At 49.6% G+C, this 16,718-nt stretch carries 16 protein-coding genes; all 16 read left to right on the top strand.

All coding sequences use genetic code 11. From position 1 onward, the window contains the following. Positions 1 to 5: 5 nt before the first annotated feature. A complete protein-coding gene (gene ssuE / locus AC3RCI_RS23840) occupies positions 6 to 554 on the top strand; it encodes an NADPH-dependent FMN reductase (protein WP_492529993.1) in 549 nt (182 codons plus the stop codon). Positions 555 to 623: 69 nt separating this feature from the next. Then, positions 624 to 1,496: a LysR family transcriptional regulator gene (locus tag AC3RCI_RS23835; protein ID WP_095292004.1), complete on the top strand. Its 873-nt coding sequence runs from the start codon at positions 624 to 626 to the stop codon at positions 1,494 to 1,496. A gap of 57 nt (positions 1,497 to 1,553) precedes the next feature. Further along, positions 1,554 to 2,615 (top strand): LLM class flavin-dependent oxidoreductase, encoded by a 1,062-nt coding sequence (locus tag AC3RCI_RS23830; protein ID WP_336782938.1) that lies wholly within the window; start codon positions 1,554 to 1,556, stop codon positions 2,613 to 2,615. A 60-nt stretch (positions 2,616 to 2,675) separates the two neighbouring features. Beyond that, positions 2,676 to 3,920, top strand: coding sequence for an amidohydrolase (locus AC3RCI_RS23825; RefSeq protein ID WP_336782936.1), 1,245 nt, complete (start codon positions 2,676 to 2,678; stop codon positions 3,918 to 3,920). A 315-nt stretch (positions 3,921 to 4,235) separates the two neighbouring features. Continuing rightward, entirely contained in the window at positions 4,236 to 5,135 is a 900-nt protein-coding gene (locus AC3RCI_RS23820; protein ID WP_492526701.1) for a histidine racemase CntK family protein, read from the top strand. Further along, positions 5,098 to 5,904 (top strand): nicotianamine synthase family protein, encoded by an 807-nt coding sequence (locus AC3RCI_RS23815; protein WP_095292000.1) that lies wholly within the window; start codon positions 5,098 to 5,100, stop codon positions 5,902 to 5,904. The genes AC3RCI_RS23820 and AC3RCI_RS23815 overlap by 38 nt, the downstream gene beginning before the upstream one ends. A 13-nt stretch (positions 5,905 to 5,917) precedes the next feature. Next, the gene (locus AC3RCI_RS23810; RefSeq protein WP_095291998.1) at positions 5,918 to 7,231 is read left to right on the top strand and encodes an opine metallophore biosynthesis dehydrogenase; all 1,314 of its coding nucleotides are present in this window, start codon (positions 5,918 to 5,920) and stop codon (positions 7,229 to 7,231) included. A gap of 17 nt (positions 7,232 to 7,248) precedes the next feature. After that, positions 7,249 to 8,847, top strand: coding sequence for a staphylopine-dependent metal ABC transporter substrate-binding lipoprotein (gene cntA, locus AC3RCI_RS23805; protein ID WP_492529991.1), 1,599 nt, complete (start codon positions 7,249 to 7,251; stop codon positions 8,845 to 8,847). A 35-nt stretch (positions 8,848 to 8,882) separates the two neighbouring features. Continuing rightward, the gene (opp1B, locus tag AC3RCI_RS23800) at positions 8,883 to 9,818 is read left to right on the top strand and encodes a nickel/cobalt ABC transporter permease (RefSeq protein WP_492526699.1); all 936 of its coding nucleotides are present in this window, start codon (positions 8,883 to 8,885) and stop codon (positions 9,816 to 9,818) included. Further along, positions 9,815 to 10,711: a staphylopine uptake ABC transporter permease subunit CntC gene (gene cntC / locus AC3RCI_RS23795; RefSeq protein ID WP_492526697.1), complete on the top strand. Its 897-nt coding sequence runs from the start codon at positions 9,815 to 9,817 to the stop codon at positions 10,709 to 10,711. The genes opp1B and cntC overlap by 4 nt, the downstream gene beginning before the upstream one ends. Next, entirely contained in the window at positions 10,692 to 11,516 is an 825-nt protein-coding gene (gene cntD / locus AC3RCI_RS23790) for a staphylopine uptake ABC transporter ATP-binding protein CntD (RefSeq protein ID WP_492471988.1), read from the top strand. The genes cntC and cntD overlap by 20 nt, the downstream gene beginning before the upstream one ends. Further along, on the top strand, positions 11,503 to 12,255 hold the full coding sequence (locus tag AC3RCI_RS23785) for an ABC transporter ATP-binding protein (RefSeq protein WP_492526695.1): 753 nt from the start codon (positions 11,503 to 11,505) through the stop codon (positions 12,253 to 12,255). The genes cntD and AC3RCI_RS23785 overlap by 14 nt, the downstream gene beginning before the upstream one ends. 13 nt (positions 12,256 to 12,268) lie before the next feature. Next, positions 12,269 to 13,465, top strand: coding sequence for a staphylopine family metallophore export MFS transporter CntE (gene cntE / locus AC3RCI_RS23780; RefSeq protein ID WP_492526693.1), 1,197 nt, complete (start codon positions 12,269 to 12,271; stop codon positions 13,463 to 13,465). Between the two features lie 179 nt (positions 13,466 to 13,644). Next, the gene (cntE, locus tag AC3RCI_RS23775) at positions 13,645 to 14,871 is read left to right on the top strand and encodes a staphylopine family metallophore export MFS transporter CntE (protein WP_492526691.1); all 1,227 of its coding nucleotides are present in this window, start codon (positions 13,645 to 13,647) and stop codon (positions 14,869 to 14,871) included. A 281-nt stretch (positions 14,872 to 15,152) separates the two neighbouring features. Further along, a complete protein-coding gene (locus AC3RCI_RS23770) occupies positions 15,153 to 16,349 on the top strand; it encodes a GTP-binding protein (protein ID WP_492526689.1) in 1,197 nt (398 codons plus the stop codon). A 71-nt stretch (positions 16,350 to 16,420) separates the two neighbouring features. Next, positions 16,421 to 16,690: a 30S ribosomal protein S14 gene (gene rpsN / locus AC3RCI_RS23765; RefSeq protein ID WP_063566651.1), complete on the top strand. Its 270-nt coding sequence runs from the start codon at positions 16,421 to 16,423 to the stop codon at positions 16,688 to 16,690. The last annotated feature ends 28 nt before the right edge of the window (positions 16,691 to 16,718 follow it).

The following is a 16,718-nucleotide window of genomic DNA, read 5'->3' as shown; positions in this document are numbered from 1 at the left end:
TCATGATGTCTCATGTCGTTATTATTGCCGGAGCACCTTCCAAACGTTCACGTTTGACCGGCCTAACCGATTATAGCAGCAATAAATTAACCGAAGCAGGTATTACTGTTGAGGTGATACATGTAGCGGATCTGCCGGCTGAAGACCTTGTGCAGGCCCGGTTCGACAGTTCGCATGTGCGAGACGCGCTAGCCGTAGTTGAAGCAGCAGAAGCGGTCATTGTGGCTACGCCTGTGTATAAAGCATCTTACTCCGGTGTACTGAAGCTGTTCCTGGATCTGATCCCACAGGAGGGGCTTCGCGGTAAAGTGTCACTTCCGCTTGTTATTGGCGGCTCCATTGCGCATCTGCTGGCTATCGATTATGCATTGAAGCCTGTACTGGCCGCACTTGGGGGAAGACATATTTTAGGTGGGGTTTACGCGGTTGATCAAGGCGTAGAGCGTCTGGATGACGGAAAATATGCACTTTCGGCCGACATTACAACCCGATTGGACCGTTCGCTGGATGAATTGATATTGACACTGGAAAAGGATGGTATTACGATTACTTAAAACCAAGTAAGTTGATTGGTTAAATTGATATAAGGTCAAACGTCTGTGGACCTGGATGCGGAGGCGCTTATGAATATTGAGAACATTGAAGCATTTGTATATATCAATCATTACGGAAGCTTCAATAAGGCTGCCGAAGTACTCTTTTTGTCCCAACCATCTGTAACGGCTCGTATTCAATCCCTGGAACGTGAGCTTGGCTGCAAGCTGTTTGATCGGCTTGGTAAACAAATCGTGCTCACGGATGAGGGCAGAAAATTCCTACCGTACGCGCAGCAGGTGCTTCAGGTTATCCAAAAGGGCAGGCAGAAGATTCAGCAGCGCCGGACCACACCAGACGCGCTGCGTCTCGGCAGTACCGTATCGGTATCCAACTATGTCATTCCAGACTTCCTGCCCAAGATCAAGGAAGCCTATCCTGAGGTCAACATCAAGCTCACAACGGCTACAACCGATCAATTGATCGCAAAGCTGCTGAATCAGGAGATTGATCTGGCATTTGTTCGCAAGGTTATGCACCCGGCCATACGTACCATTGCTTTTTATGAGGACCCGATCCAGCTGTATGTTTACAAGGGACACCCATTTATAGAACGCGGACACGTCAGCATGGAAGCGATTCGCAATGAGCGGCTGGTTTTCTTCGAATGCGGTTCCCTGGACTGGCTGCGTATTCACCGTGCGTTCGACTCCCTGGACCATCCGCCGGATATTACATATCATGTGGACCATTCGGAAACGGCGAAGAAACTGGTTCTTCAGGGAGCGGGTATTGCCTTCCTGCCGGGACTGACGGTGCAGAAGGAAGTGCAGGACCAGGAGCTGTTTCCCATTCAGGTTCATGAAGTTGCTGGTGTATCGCTGCAGATTAGTGTCGTGACGTTAAAAGAAGAACATTCACCGTTTGCAGAGCCCTTTGGGGAGCTGCTGCGGCAGTTATAGAAGCAAGAACGGGCTTGGCAGCCGAATACGGCAGCACAATTGGAGGAGGAGAAACGTATGGGGATTCGCCTTGGCATATTGGATCAGACCCCAATCTATGAAGGGGAGACACCGGTGGATGCATTCCGGCATACCATTGAGCTGGTGCAGCGAGCAGAGCAGCTTGGATTTCACCGGTTCTGGGTATCGGAGCATCATGATTCAGGACATGTGGCAGGTTCTTCGCCAGAGGTGCTGATTTCGCATTTGCTGGCACATACAGAGCGAATTCGTTTGGGTTCCGGTGGGGTGATGCTCCAGCATTACAGTCCTTACAAGGTTGCCGAGAATTTTAATGTGCTCGCAGCGCTTGGACCGGGAAGGATCGATCTGGGCATAGGACGTGCGCCAGGAGGACTGCCCCGTTCTACGCAGGCTCTGCAGCAGGGCATTCAGGAGGCAGCTTCACTGAAGGAGAAAATACGTCAAGTGAAGCAGTATATTCATAATGAACCGCATGCAGATGAATCCCATCCACTTGCCGGTTTAAGTGCTGCACCTGTGTCCGAAGTACCTGCCGAGCTGTATGTGCTTGGAGCAAGTGTCGATAGCGCTGGCATGGCGGCGGAACTAGGACTCCCTTATGTGTTCTCCTTGTTTATTAATAGTAATATTGAAGTGGCACAAGAAGCCCTTCGTGTCTACCGCGAGCAATTCAACCGTTCAGAAGGCCGGGAGCCTTACGCCGTTCTTGCGATCTCCTTAATTGTGGCAGAGAGTAAGGAAGAGGCTGAAGAGCTGGCAAGTGAGCATATGCTGGTCAAGATCCACCTGGAGAATGGCAAAGTACTGACGGTTGGTTCGGTGGAGCAGGCAGAAGAATTCGGACGGCAATCAAACGAGAAATATCGCATAGAGGTTCTGGAGCCGAGTGTAACCCGCGGCACGAAGGAAACGGTGGGTCAGGCTCTGCAAAAGTTTCAGGCTGAGTTTGCCGTGGATGAGTTGATTGTCACAACAGCCACACGTGATTTCGCGAAACGCATTCGCTCTTTTGAATTGCTGCGCGAGGCATTGGATGAACAGGGACTGGGTGAATTCTGGAGTGAATCCGAACCTGCGCAAGCGGCTATTGGTTAGATCGAAATTCAGAACCCGCTTTTTTTGCAGCACATAGATGACGATGAAGGAGGCAGCGTTATGAAGAGTGAGCTGGAACAGCCCAAGCAGCAGGCAGGGCAAGAAGAAAGAGGCAAGCAGCGCATCCCTGCTGAGACCGATGAAGCATTTGTGGAGCGGTTAATCGCGATTCGGCGGCATCTGCATCGCCATCCGGAATTATCGGGCGAGGAAAGGGAAACAACGGCCGCCATCCGCGGCTGGCTGGAGGAGGAAGGGATACGTATCGCAGATGAATATTCACTGCGTACGGGTCTTATTGCCGAAATTGGTCAAGGGGACGGCCCTGTTGTTGCCCTCAGAGCTGATATAGATGCTCTGCCGATCCAGGAAGAGACGAAGCTTGAGTTTGCTTCCCAGGCCGCAGGCAAAATGCATGCTTGCGGGCATGACGCACACACGGCTATTCTGATTGGTGCTGCACGATTGTTGAAACAGCGGGAGTCCCAGCTGCTGGGCAAAGTAAGGCTCCTGTTCCAGCCTTCGGAGGAAAAAGCAACGGGCGCACGGCAGGTTATTCAGAGCGGAGCGCTGTCTGACGTCCGTGCCGTGTTTGGTCTGCATAACAAACCGGATCTTCAGGTCGGTACAGTCGGCATCCGGGAAGGAGCACTCCTTGCAGCGGCGGATGGTTTTGTAGTAAACGTCGAAGGGGTGGGCACACATGCTGCGGTACCGGAAGCAGGAATCGATCCGATTGTTGTTGCCTCGCATATTGTAACGGCTTTGCAGGCAATAGTGAGCCGCAATGTGGGTGCACAGGAGAGCGCCGTGATTAGCGTGACCAAGATTCACAGCGGAACAGCCTGGAATGTCATTCCGGATCAGGCCATATTGGATGGCACGGTGCGTACCTTTGACGAGAAAGTCCGTGCACGGATTCGCGAACGATTCAACCAGGTCGTGTCTGGTGTGGCGGCTGCATACGGTACACGGGCGACGGTTCGCTGGATTCAGGGACCACCTGCGGTGGTTAACGATGCTTCGCTGGCTTCCGCAGCAGAACAGGTGGCGGCTGAAGTGGGATTGAACAGTGTTAGACCGCTGCCCTCTCCGGCTGGTGAAGATTTCTCCTTTTATCAGAAGGAGGTTCCGGGCCTGTTCCTTTTCCTGGGTACATCCGGACCGCATGAGTGGCATCATCCTGCATTTGATCTGGATGAACGAGCGCTGCCGCTGGGAGCGCATCTGCTCGCTGCTTTGGCAGAGCAAGCACTGCAAAACGTGCAGCTCCAGCGTGACTATTGTGACATATGTAAGAAATGAATACAATGCAACGCAGAGACGGTTACCCGCATGGGGTAATCGTTTTTTCTATGCTGCTTGGTAGAGGAAGGAATGCCAAACAAAGAGATGGATGCAAAACGAAACATGAGTAGCTCAGGATATAAAAGCATCAAGTCACTACGGTACAGGAGGCTTATAGGGTTGTTTCAAAATGGAAAAATATTGTTGACGACCTCAATTTTGTATGCTATATTTTTCTCGGATATTAATCGTAAAAATTACTATTAAGGACAGCGGGCAGCGTACAAGTCAAACTCATCCGAATTTGAATGAACAGGAATAGAGGTAGCTGGGATGAAACAGGAGATCGAATTTATCAAGTTTAATCCAACACAGAATATGACGGTTTTGGTGAAAACAAGTCATCCAGCAGAGGAGTACCAACATATCGCTTCAAGCATCATGTCCTACGATCATGTATATGCGGAGCAGGTCGGATTTATTGTGCCATCCTTTCAGCGCGGAGCTGCAGCACGGTTGCAGATGGCCGGAGGGGAGTTTTGTGGTAATGCCTGTATGGCTTTGGCAGCCTACCTTGCATCTGAACAGAAGATGGGTTCTCAAGATTATACTGAATTGCTGCTTGAGGTCTCGGGTACAGAGCAGTTGATCACCTGCCAAGTGAAGAAGCAGCTGAATGAATACTTTTGTCAGGTGACCATGCCGATTCCCAGACAGATTGAACGGCAGGCCATAACGTACGAAGGAATCGATCTGGATATGATTATTGTCCGGTATGAGGAATTCATTCATATCGTGGTGGAGGTGGACGGGTTCAATGATGGGATCCGTAAAAGAGCACAAAACCTCGCGCGTCTGCTTGGACTAACCCTGGGAGACAAACTGGTTGGCATTTTGTTGTTCAATCCACGTTCGGAAGAGTTGGCTCCACTGATTTATGTTCCGGGACTGGATAGCCTGATATGGGAGAGAGGATGCGGTTCAGGTACAGCTTCGCTTGGCGCTTACCTTGCATGGAAGACAGGAAGAGAGATTACCGCCCGAATTAAACAGCCCGGAGGTTCGATCAACGTCATGGCCCGGTTTGATGAACATGGGCTGGGCAGCATTCACATTGAAGGTTCTGTCGGCATTGTGGCACAAGGGACAGCTTTTATTGATGTACAACAGATGGACATGAATAAGGGGGAAGCACATGAATACGGTCGTGGATTTTACCAGACAGTTGAATGATTATCTGAATACCTTTGAACAACTTGCCCGGAAATACGATCATTCCATTCATCATGCGGAACAGATGGAGCTGGCCATCAATGCCTATTCCCATTGGATCACCGATAAGCGCCATGAGTCGTTCTGGGCTGAGAAAGAGCATGAGGGGGGCACCGGGTTCACACAGCTTGTACTGGATTTAAGGCATCAATCCTCCCGCTGCGTAGCGATCATGGAGAAATATCGGGCATTGAAGCTGCAGCACGGAGAAGTGGAGATTGCGGATTATTTCAAAAATATTGAGGAATGCATCGAGAAGGAATTCGGCAGTTTCCATGTGACTTCAGATTCCAAGGTGCTTCTGATCGGATCGGGAGCATTTCCAATGACTCCCCTGCTTATCGCCAGAAGGACGGGGGCACAGGTGGTAGGCATTGATATTGATGAAGAGGCGATCGGGTTAGGCCGGACGGTTGTGAATACATTGGGGGCCGGTCTCCGCATCCATTTGCAGAAGGCATCTGTTCACGAGCTCGATTTTACGAAAGAAGCCACGCATATCATTTTCAGTTCCACGGTCGCCATGAAGTATGACATCCTGGATCAGCTTCATTCGCTCACCAATGAACACGTTGTTGTCGCGATGAGATATGGCAATGGATTGAAGTCCTTATTCAATTACCCTCAGCAGGAGACAGACCCGCTGAAATGGCGATTGGTTGATAACATTTTGCGTCCACACGATGTGTTTGACATTGCACTGTATCAGAAACCTTCGCATGTCGGATAAGGAGGAGGCACATATGAGTGGTTTTGAACGAGTCTTAATCATGGGAACCGGGCCTGCATCCGTTCAACTAGCTGTATTATTCAAGAAACAACGAGGCTCCACCATTGGTGTGGCAGGAAGGGAATCGGTTAGATCCAATGAATTCTTCGGCGCATTGGACCGTCATGATCAGCACATTCGCGTAAGCGTTCAGAATGAGAAGCATCGGAGTGTGGCAGGCGAGTGTAGAGTGGATCGGATTTTTACCGGGTACAGCCGGATTGAAGACAGCTGGGATACGCTGATTCTTGCTGTCACGACGGATGCTTATGTTCAGGTATTAAGTCAGATGAATCTGGACGTTCTGAAGCAAGTTCAGTGCATCGTGCTGGTATCTCCCACATTTGGATCGAACCGGCTTGTTCATCAGTATGTAAGCGAGTTAGGGTGCACGCCCGAAGTGATCAGTTTCTCCACCTATTGCGGAGATACGCGATGGGCAGATCGTCAGCCCTCCAATCATGTCGTGACAACCGGAGTGAAGAAAAAACTGTATATCGGTTCCACTCGGACCCCTTCAGAAGCAGTGAACGAATTATGCAAAATGGTTGATCAGCTCGGAGTGGTGATGGAAGTGATGGCCTCCCCGTTTGAGGCGGAGACGCGAAACATCTCGCTGTATGTGCATCCGGCGTTATTCATGAATGACTTTTCTTTGAACGCGATCTTTGGAAATGCTGACGTCCAGACGTATGTCTACAAGCTCTACCCGGAAGGGCCTATCAACCAACATCTCATTCGGGATATGCTCGCAGGATGGAAAGAAATCATGAGGATTACAGACAGGCTGCACATAAGGCCGCTCAACCTGCTTCAATTCATGACGGATGATAACTACCCGGTTCATTTGCAGAGTTTATCGCGCTCTGATATCGAAGAATTTGTCGGTTTACAGGACATACATCAGGAGTATTTGCTGTACATACGGTATACCTCATTACTGATTGACCCTTTCTCGCAGCCGGACGAACAAGGGAAATATTTTGACTTTTCGGCCGTGCCATTCCGGAAGATGTTCATCAATCACGAAGGACAGCTTGAGATCCCAAGGATGCCCCAGGAAGATTATTACCGCATCAAAATCATTCAGGGCATTGCAAGGCATCTCCGGGTGGACTGCCCCACCATAGACAAATTCATCGCAACCTATGAGAACAAACTGGTGCAAGTGGCACAGGAACAGAGAGAGTTACCTTTATCCAGCGCATTTCAGATCCGGACGTTTGCTGGTGATCTGAACATGATCTGTGAAGGACTTGAAATTGATCATCAGGAGGAAACGTTGTGAAAAAGGAAAGATCCGGTATGAGCTTAAGTATTATATTTGCGCTGGTGTTGGTCGTATTGGCCGGTTGCGGTGAGAAGGGAACTGCACAGACGGGGGCAGCAGAAGGTGAGAAGAAGACGGATCTGATCTATGCTTCCGCCAAGGATATTAATGATATGAATCCTCATTTGTATACAGGCTCCATGCCTGCTCAAGGTATGGTATATGAGTCATTGGTAGAGAACACGGCAGATGGCATTCAGCCCTTGCTTGCGGAATCATGGGATATTTCCGAGGACGGTAAGGTCTATACCTTTCATTTGCGAAAAGACGTGAAATTCCAGGACGGAGAACCGTTCAATGCCGAGGCGGTCAAGGCTAACTTTGATGCGGTCCAGGCCAATAGTGAGAAACATGCGTGGATTAAGCTGTCTACCAAAATTGTGAGTACAAATGTCATTGATGAACACACCGTGGAATTGGTGCTGTCCAGTACCTATTATCCGACATTGGTGGAATTATCCATGACCAGACCCTATGTGTTCATTTCTCCCAAAGACATGATCAATGGCGGGACCAAAGATGGTGTGAATGGTTACCATGGAACAGGGCCATACATGCTTACGGAGCATAATGTAGACGAGAATGCAACGTTTGTGGCGAACGAAAATTACTGGGGAGGCAAACCTGAAATTCAAAAAATTGTAGCCAAAGTTCTCCCGGCAGGAGAGACAACGTTTCTGGCTTTGCAAAAAGGTGAAATTGACTTCGTGTTCACCGATGACCGGGGTGCCGATAGTATTGATGTTCATGCGATGGATCAACTGGCTGAATCAGGGGAGTATCAGGTGATACGAAGTGAACCGATGAACACGAGCATCATTGCGGCCAACAGCAGCAAAAAGGATAACCCCGTCAGTGAAACAGCCGTTCGGGAAGCCATTTGGCATGCCATTGATCGGGACACCATCAGCAACGACATCTTTGAGGGAACACAGACCCCTGCTCAGACCCTATTCTCTTCCAATGTGAATTACGCCGACGTGGAATTGAAGACACGACCTTACGATGTAAGGACTGCAGAGAAGCTGCTGGATGAAGCGGGCTGGCGTGTAGGTAGTGGTGATGCTGTACGAACCAAAGAAGGCAAAGAGCTGAAGATGGATTTGTATTATGACAGCAATTCCTCTACGCAGAAAACACAGGCTGAATACATTCAAAATGAATTGAAAAACATCGGTATCCAGCTATCGATCATCGGCGAAGAATCCTCATCCATCGCTAACCGAAGATCTACGGGCGAGTATGATCTGCTGTTCAATCAAACGTGGGGATTGGCTTATGATCCTCAGAGCACCATTTCGGCTTTTGCCTCCAGCTCAGCCTACCTGCATACAACAAGCGGGATGGCTGGTGCCCAGGAAATGTACACCAAGATTGAAGACGTGATGGTGTCCACCGATGAAAATACAAGGAAAGCGCTGTATGCTGACATCATGAGGATAGTTCATGAGGAGGCCGTGTTTATCCCTCTAACCAACGGAAGCATGACGATCGTGGCACCCAAAAATCTGGATGGCATTGCGTTTAAGCAGACCCAATTTGAGCTGCCATTTGAGCGAATGAAATTTCAATAGGGTCCATTGGATTTTGTGTGAAAAAGGAGATGGATATGGGGAGTTTTATCGTCAAACGGATTCTGCTCGCAATACCCCTGCTGCTGATTATTTCGTTTCTAACCTTTGTTCTGATCAATCTGTCACCGCTGGATCCTGCCGTTGTTGTGCTGCAGGCGCAGGAAGTTCCGCAGATTACCGATGAGTTAATTGCGCAGACCAAGGCGGAGCTCGGCATGGATCGGCCGTTTATGATTCAATACGGGAACTGGCTGCTGGCCTGCCTTCAGCTGGACTTTGGCGAGTCCTATGTGACCGGAAATTCCGTCTGGTCCATGATTGGCCCGGCATTTGTGAACACACTCAAATTAACGCTTATATCTTCTGTTTTCATTATCCTCTTCTCGATCCTGTTAGGTGTGATCTGTGCGATGAGGGAAGGGAGAATGATGGATAAGTCCGTACGAGGCTTCTCCTTCCTGCTGACGGCAATACCTTCCTACTGGCTTGCAGCTATGCTGATCTGGTACTTCTCCGTCAAGCTTGATCTGCTGCCCACCAGTGGAATGGATTCGCCGCAGAGCTATGTTCTTCCGGTCATCGTCATTACCGTAAGTTATGTAGGGATCTACTTCAGGAGCGTCAGAAGTTCCATGCTTAACAATCTAAACGAAGATTATGTTCTATACGCGCGAGCCAGCGGAATCCCGGAGAGAAAGGTAACACTGCATATCTTGCGGAATTCGCTGCAGGTGTCTGTTTCCATCTTTTGTATGGCCATCCCTATTGTACTTGGAAGCACGGTTGTGATTGAAAATGTGTTCGCCTGGCCAGGTCTGGGCCGATTAAGCGTCAAATCCATCCTGAGTCGGGATTTTCCGATTATCCAGGCGTACGTGCTTATTCTGGCTGTCACGTTTGTGCTGTTTAATACACTTTCCGATATCGTGAACGCGGCACTGAATCCCAAGCTCAGAAAGGAATTCGAATGAGAAACCTTCGTCATTTAAGCCAGGATAAGCTCGCCATGGTGTCTCTTGCTTTTATCGTGGTGATGATCGTTGCTGGCGTTCTTGCTCCCTTGTTTGCACCGCATGATCCCGAGGAAGTGAACATGAAGCTCAGGTATGCATCAGCATCGTGGTCGTATCTCCTTGGCAATGATCATCTGGGCAGATGTGTGTTGTCGCGGCTGATCTATGGCATTCGACCAAGTGTACTGTGGGTGTTGGTTGCTCTGCTGGCCTCTGTTCTTCTGGGGGCACTCGTGGGGTTCATCTCTGGTTACTTCAAAGGAAAAACCGACGCCATCCTCATGAGGATCTGTGATATTATGCTTTCTTTTCCGGGATACGTGATGACGCTTGCGGTAGTCGGCATTTTGGGCGCTGGTCTTGAAAATATCCTGATCGCCTTTGTGGTCATGAAATGGGCATGGTTTGCCCGGGTTATTCGTACATCGGTCATGCAATATTCCGAGATGGATTATGTGAGATTCGCCAGGGCTTCGGGAATCAGCCACCTGCGCATCATTCACAAGCACATTCTGCCCGTTACCTTTTCCGACATTGCTGTCATTTCGAGCAGTTCCATCTGCTCCATGATCCTGCAAATTTCCGGGCTGTCATTTCTCGGATTGGGCGTTCAGGCACCGCAAGCCGAGTGGGGCATGATGCTGAATGAGGCCAGAGAAGTCATGTTCTCCAGGCCAGAGCTGATGCTTGCGCCAGGTCTGGCGATTGTTTTGGTCGTATCGTCATTCAATTTTCTGTCCGATGCGCTGCAAGTGGCGCTTGACCCCAAATTGATGACGTCCAAACCGGGCGGCAAGCTCCGCGGAAGGAAGAGAGGTGAACAGGTCTCTTATGAATATATTGGAAGTTGAGCAGCTGCGAATATGGGATGCCCTTACGGAAGAAGTTATTGTGCCCAATAGTTCATTCCAGTTGAAGCAAGGTGAGTGCCTGGCCATTGTAGGGGAAAGTGGGAGCGGCAAGTCGATGACATGCAGGTCCATCATGCGCCTGAATAAACCAGCCATCCGGCAGTCCGGCCGGATTCTGTTCCAAGGGGTAGATCTGAACCAGCTCACGGAGCAGGACATGCGCAAAAAAAGGGGCCGGAATCTGTGCATGATTCTCCAGAACGGAATGAGTGCATTTGACCCTTCCTGTGTGATCGGCGTTCATCTGAAAGAGACCCTTCATGCGCATTACGGATGGAATGCCAAGGAAGTCGAGCAGAACATGAAATCGGCCATGGAACGGGTCATGCTGAGAAATCCGGTGCACATCATGAATCAATATCCTCACCAGCTGTCAGGAGGCATGCTGCAGCGAATCATGATTGCGCTGGCACTCGTGCTGGAACCGGATGTGATCATAGCGGATGAACCTACAACGGCTCTGGATACGATTTCCCAATACGAGGTGGTCGAGCAGCTGATCCAATTGCGGGAACGAATGGGATGCTCCATGATCTTTGTTTCGCATGATCTTGGAGTCGTACGAAAGATCGCGGATGAGGTTCTGATCATGAAGGATGGACATATTGTGGAGTCGGGCAGCATTCACTCCGTCTTTTCGAAACCGCAGCACCCGTATACACAGTTCTTGGTGTCCACCCGCCGGGAGCTGAGCAATCATTTCAGGCAATTGATGCAGGAGGAACAGCATATTGCTAAACGTTGACCATGTTCATAAATCCTATCCACTAGGCGGCTTGTTTTCCGGAGTCCGAAAATCCGTTCTGCATGATGTCAGTTTTGAATGCTCGCGCGGAGAATGCCTGGGTATCATCGGAGAGAGCGGGAGTGGAAAGTCCACCTTGGGCAGACTGATTTTGGGGATGGAACGCCCGGAGCAAGGAAAGATTTTGCTCGAAGGCAGATCTGTGCTGGACAGAAAGGCGAGAAGGGGCCGGATCAGTGCCGTTTTTCAGGATTACAAGTCGTCGATCAATCCGTTTTTTACGGTCGAGGAAGCCATTATGGAACCATTGCGCCTACAAAAAAAGAACCCGGAAGGCCATGCCCATTCGCTCAAAATCGATGTGCTGCTTAGCCAGGTTGGGCTGGATAACTCATATCGCTCCAGATATCCGCATGAATTGTCAGGGGGAGAAGTGCAGCGGGTTTGTATTGCCAGGGCCATCTCAACAGAGCCTCAGTGCATTGTGCTGGACGAAGCAATCAGTTCGCTGGATGTATCGGTTCAGACTCAGGTGCTCCATGTGCTGAAAGAGCTGAAGGAGATCTATCAGCTGACCTATATATTCATCACCCACGATATCCAGGCAGCGGCTTATATCTGTGACAGAGTGGTCATTTTCAGGGAGGGTCGCATCGAAGAAATGGTGCCTATCGAGCAGCTGAGAACCGTGAAGTCCGAGTATGCGAGAAAGCTGCTGGATCATTTAATTACTTTCTAAAGGAGAACACACCGTGAGTGGAGCATTGTCATGGCCTTTTCTACGTTTATATCTATTGACGCTCTTATACTTTAGCGCTAACGCCATCCTCAATGTCATCATCCCTCTAAGAGGTGAATCATTGGGGGCAAGCAGCACTGTCATTGGTCTCGTCATGGGAGCGTACATGTTCACAACGATGTTTTTCAGGCCATGGGCAGGTCAGATTATCCAAAAGCATGGCCCGATCAGGATACTTCGAATCATTCTGATTCTGAATGGGCTGGCGCTAATCCTGTATACCTTTACGGGATTGGGCGGCTATTTCTTAGCCCGAGCCCTACAAGGTGTGTCTACCGCCTTTTTCTCCATGGCGCTCCAGATCGGCATCATTGATGCATTACCAGAAAAGGATCGTTCACAGGGGATCTCATACTATTCCCTCTTTTCCTATATTCCGGGCATAGCCGGGCCGGTGCTTGCTCTGGGACTGTGGAATGCGGGCGGAATGGATTATTTCTCCATCTTCATGATTGGAATTGCCATGATAACGGGGCTGTTTGGTTACAGTATCCGGATGGACAAGACGAAGGAACCAGGGATTGACACAACACAGGATAAGACTGGACAGAAGTTCGGTATGCTGGCTTCCTTCGGGGAGCTGATCCGAAATCCGTTTTTGTTCAAATGCAGTGTCATTATGCTCATCTCGTCGATTGTGTTCGGTGCTATAACTGCGTTTATTCCGCTGTACGCTCCACAATTGAATCACGGAAATGCCGGAGTGTTCCTGATGATACAGGCTGCGGTCGTCGTGGTTGCCCGTATTGCGCTTAGAAAAAAAATCCCGTCGGACGGAACATGGCACTCTTCATTTATGATGGGTACGATGCTGCTGCTGACACTCGCTGCTGCGTGCGTAGGATTGTCTATTCAGGCAGGTGCAATCCTATTTTATCTGGGCGCGGGACTCATGGGCATTGCGCAGGCAATCGTATATCCAACGCTGACCACCTATCTGTCTTTTGTCCTGCCACAGACGAACCGCAACGTGCTCATTGGTTTATTCATTGCAACGGCGGACTTGGGCGTTTCACTTGGGGGTGTCGTTATGGGACCGGTTGCTGATCTGTTTTCATTTTCCTGGATGTATTTGATATGTGCCGTACTTGGAGCACTGATGATTATTTTTGCGTATGACCGTAGGGGACTATTGTCAGCGATGAGCTAGCAGGAAGGCTGATGCGGAATGCGTCGGCTTTTTTCTGTTGTTTCATTGTTAGCATAGGAAGTACGCATACCAAGCATTGACAAGACAAGCGGTATACGATAAATTGTCCTTTTAATCATAATGATTACGATTATTTGACTTGTCTGTTCTGGCAATAGTGAGAAAGTGGGGACAAACTTTTGGATGCTTCTGCAAACAATCATGGCAAATTAAATCCGGTCTCTTTTTCCTTTATCCGGTTTTATATGCTGGCTTTTTTATTTTTCGCCGCAAATTCGGCCTTAACGATTATTCTTCCACTGAGAAGTGAGGCAGCAGGATTGAGTCAGGCCGAAATTGGACTCATGATGGGAGCTTACATGTTCACGTGTATGCTTCTGAGGCCGCTGGCTGCACAGCTTCTGGGGAAACATGGTCCCCTCCGGGTCATGCAATGGCTGCTTCTTCTGCATGCCGTAACGCTGGTGCTCTTCATGATTGGTGATGTGGAAGCATACCTCTGGCTGCGGGCATTGCAAGGCGTGGCGACTGCGTTTTTCTCCATGACCATGCAGGCTGGCATTGTGGAAAAGCTCGAAGACAAGGACCGCGCACAGGGGCTATCCATGTATACACTCTTTACGATGGTTCCCTCTCTTATCATTCCGATTCTGGCGATACAAATCTGGGAAAGTGCCCGCGAGATATGGTTTACGGTCCTCATGATTGGTTTGGCGGCACTTCCGCTTCTGATCGGATACCGCGTGGATCTGCCAAGGAATACGGTACAAAATAAGTCATATACGCTAAGGGATATGGTACGTTCTTTTAGTGGTATTTGGCGCAGCACGCCCCTGTTGATCAGCAGTGTGGTCATGCTGTTTGCTTCCTGCGTATTTGGAGCAACCGCTACCTTTCTTCCGCTGTATATGGTATCGACGGGACTTGCGAGTGCCGGAGTGTTTTTAACGATCCAGGGACTGGTTGTTATTCTATGCCGATTTGTGCTGCGCAAAAAAATACCTTCCGACGGCAGCTGGAATACCTGGCTAATTGCCGGATTACTGCTGTGTGCAGCTCTGGGAACCCAGATGCTCGCGCTGCTGGAGCTCATTGGTCCACTGGTGTATTTGTCTGCGGTGTTTAGTGGTTTTGCCCTGGCACTCATGTATCCCACATTAACGACGTACCTGTCCTTCGTGCTCCCTGCCGATTCCAGGTATGTATTGATGGGCATATTTATGTCCTCCTACGATCTGGGCTTCTCCTTGGGCGGACTCGCCATGGGTTTGATTGTTCAGAGCAGCTCCTATTCCACGATGTTTACGATCTGTACGTTACTTTCCTTGGTTGCCATGATGCTGGTCGTCATATTTAGAAAACGGATGGAATCAGAAAATAGAGAAAGGTTCTCTACTGCAAACTGAGGAAGCCCTCTATACAGGCAATGCGTTGTTGTGTGCTGGTTTTAACAACTCGTGATGACTGACTTAGGCTGCTATTTGGATGCAAAAGTTAAAGGCTTACAGACTGGATTTTTCGGGACGCATCATGATGATGTGAACTGCCGGAACCAGATCGTAGGTCTTTTTTTTACAAAAATGATTTGACAAGAGAAGCCAACAGGATTATAGTCATTGTTGTTAATCGTAATAATTACTATTAAGGCCGATGACTTATTGGCTGTCACTATAAGGAGCAGATCGAAATGACACAAAAGCAAGTTCCGGTAACGGTCCTCAGCGGTTACCTTGGTTCAGGTAAAACGACAGTGCTTAATCATGTACTGCACAATCGCCAGGGTCTTAAAGTAGCCGTCATTGTGAATGACATGAGTGAGGTGAACATTGACGCAGCGCTGGTCAAGGGAGAAGCCACGTTGTCCCGAACCGAAGAGAAGCTGGTTGAGCTATCCAATGGCTGCATCTGCTGCACGCTACGGGATGATCTGATGCAGGAGATCGAGAAACTGGTGAACGAAGGCCGGTTCGATTATATCCTGATTGAATCCACGGGCATCAGTGAGCCTGTTCCGGTAGCGCAGACCTTTACATACGCCGATGAAGAATCGGGGATTGATCTGACCCGTCTGGCGAAGCTGGATTGCCTGGTAACGGTGGTGGATGCCAACCGGTTCTGGCATGATTTTGCCTCAGGACAGAGCCTTCTGGATCGGAGTCAGGCAGCAGGAGAGGAAGATACCCGAGACGTGGTGGATTTGCTGATTGACCAGATTGAGACGTGTGATGTCCTGCTGCTGAACAAATGTGATCTGGTCGATGACGTGGAGTTGAACAAGCTTGAAGGTATCATCCGTAAACTTCAGCCCCATGCCAAGATTATTCGAACCGTGAAGGGACAGGTGAATCCTGCTGAGATTTTGAATACCGGTCTCTTTGATTTTGAAAAAGCGAGCATGTCGGCCGGATGGATTCAGGAGCTGGAAAAAGAATCACACACCCCCGAGACGGAAGAGTACGGAATTGGCTCCTTCGTGTACCGTCGCAGGAAGCCATTCCATCCCGCACGTCTGGCTGAGTTCATGAGCTACTGGCCGGAAGAGGTCGTTCGTGCCAAAGGCCTGGTTTGGCTGGCGGCTGAAGGAGATCTAGCAGCAAGCCTGAGCCAGGCGGGGCCTTCCATTCAGTTTGGACCTGCCGGACATTGGGTCGCGGCCTTGCCGGAAGCGGACAAGGAATTGATTTTTCGCACCGAGCCGGATGTCCTGGACAAATGGGATGCCCAGTGGGGAGACCGCCAGACCGAGCTGGTGATGATCGGGATTGAGATGGAGCGTCACATGATTGAGGATGAGCTGGACCAGTGCCTGCTCAGTGATGAGGAGATGCAAGCCGACTGGGGAGGGTTTGATAATCCGCTGCCGTGGCCCGTTGAACCCGTCTGATCGGATGAAGGTTCTGTAATTGGATTGTAAGGTGTAACATGTTCAAAAAAATCGTAGAGGAGCTGTAAATGATGGCCAAAAAATCAAAAGTCGTACGTGAAAAACAGCGTCAGGCAACGGTAGCCAAGTACGCAGAGCTGCGCCGGGAGCTGAAGGAAAAAGGAGATTACGAAGCGTTGCAGAAGCTGCCGCGTAACGCCTCTCCAACGAGACTGAAAAATCGCTGCGAACTGACAGGACGTCCAAGAGGATATTTACGCAAATTCAAGGTTTCACGAATTGTCTTCCGCGAGCTGGCCCATCAGGGACAGATTCCGGGTGTGACCAAGTCCAGCTGGTAACGCAGAGGACATTCATTTTGGCGATGAA

This window comes from Paenibacillus sp. MT124, assembly GCF_058792755.1.
This window is presented reverse-complemented; position numbering and strand designations above follow the sequence as displayed.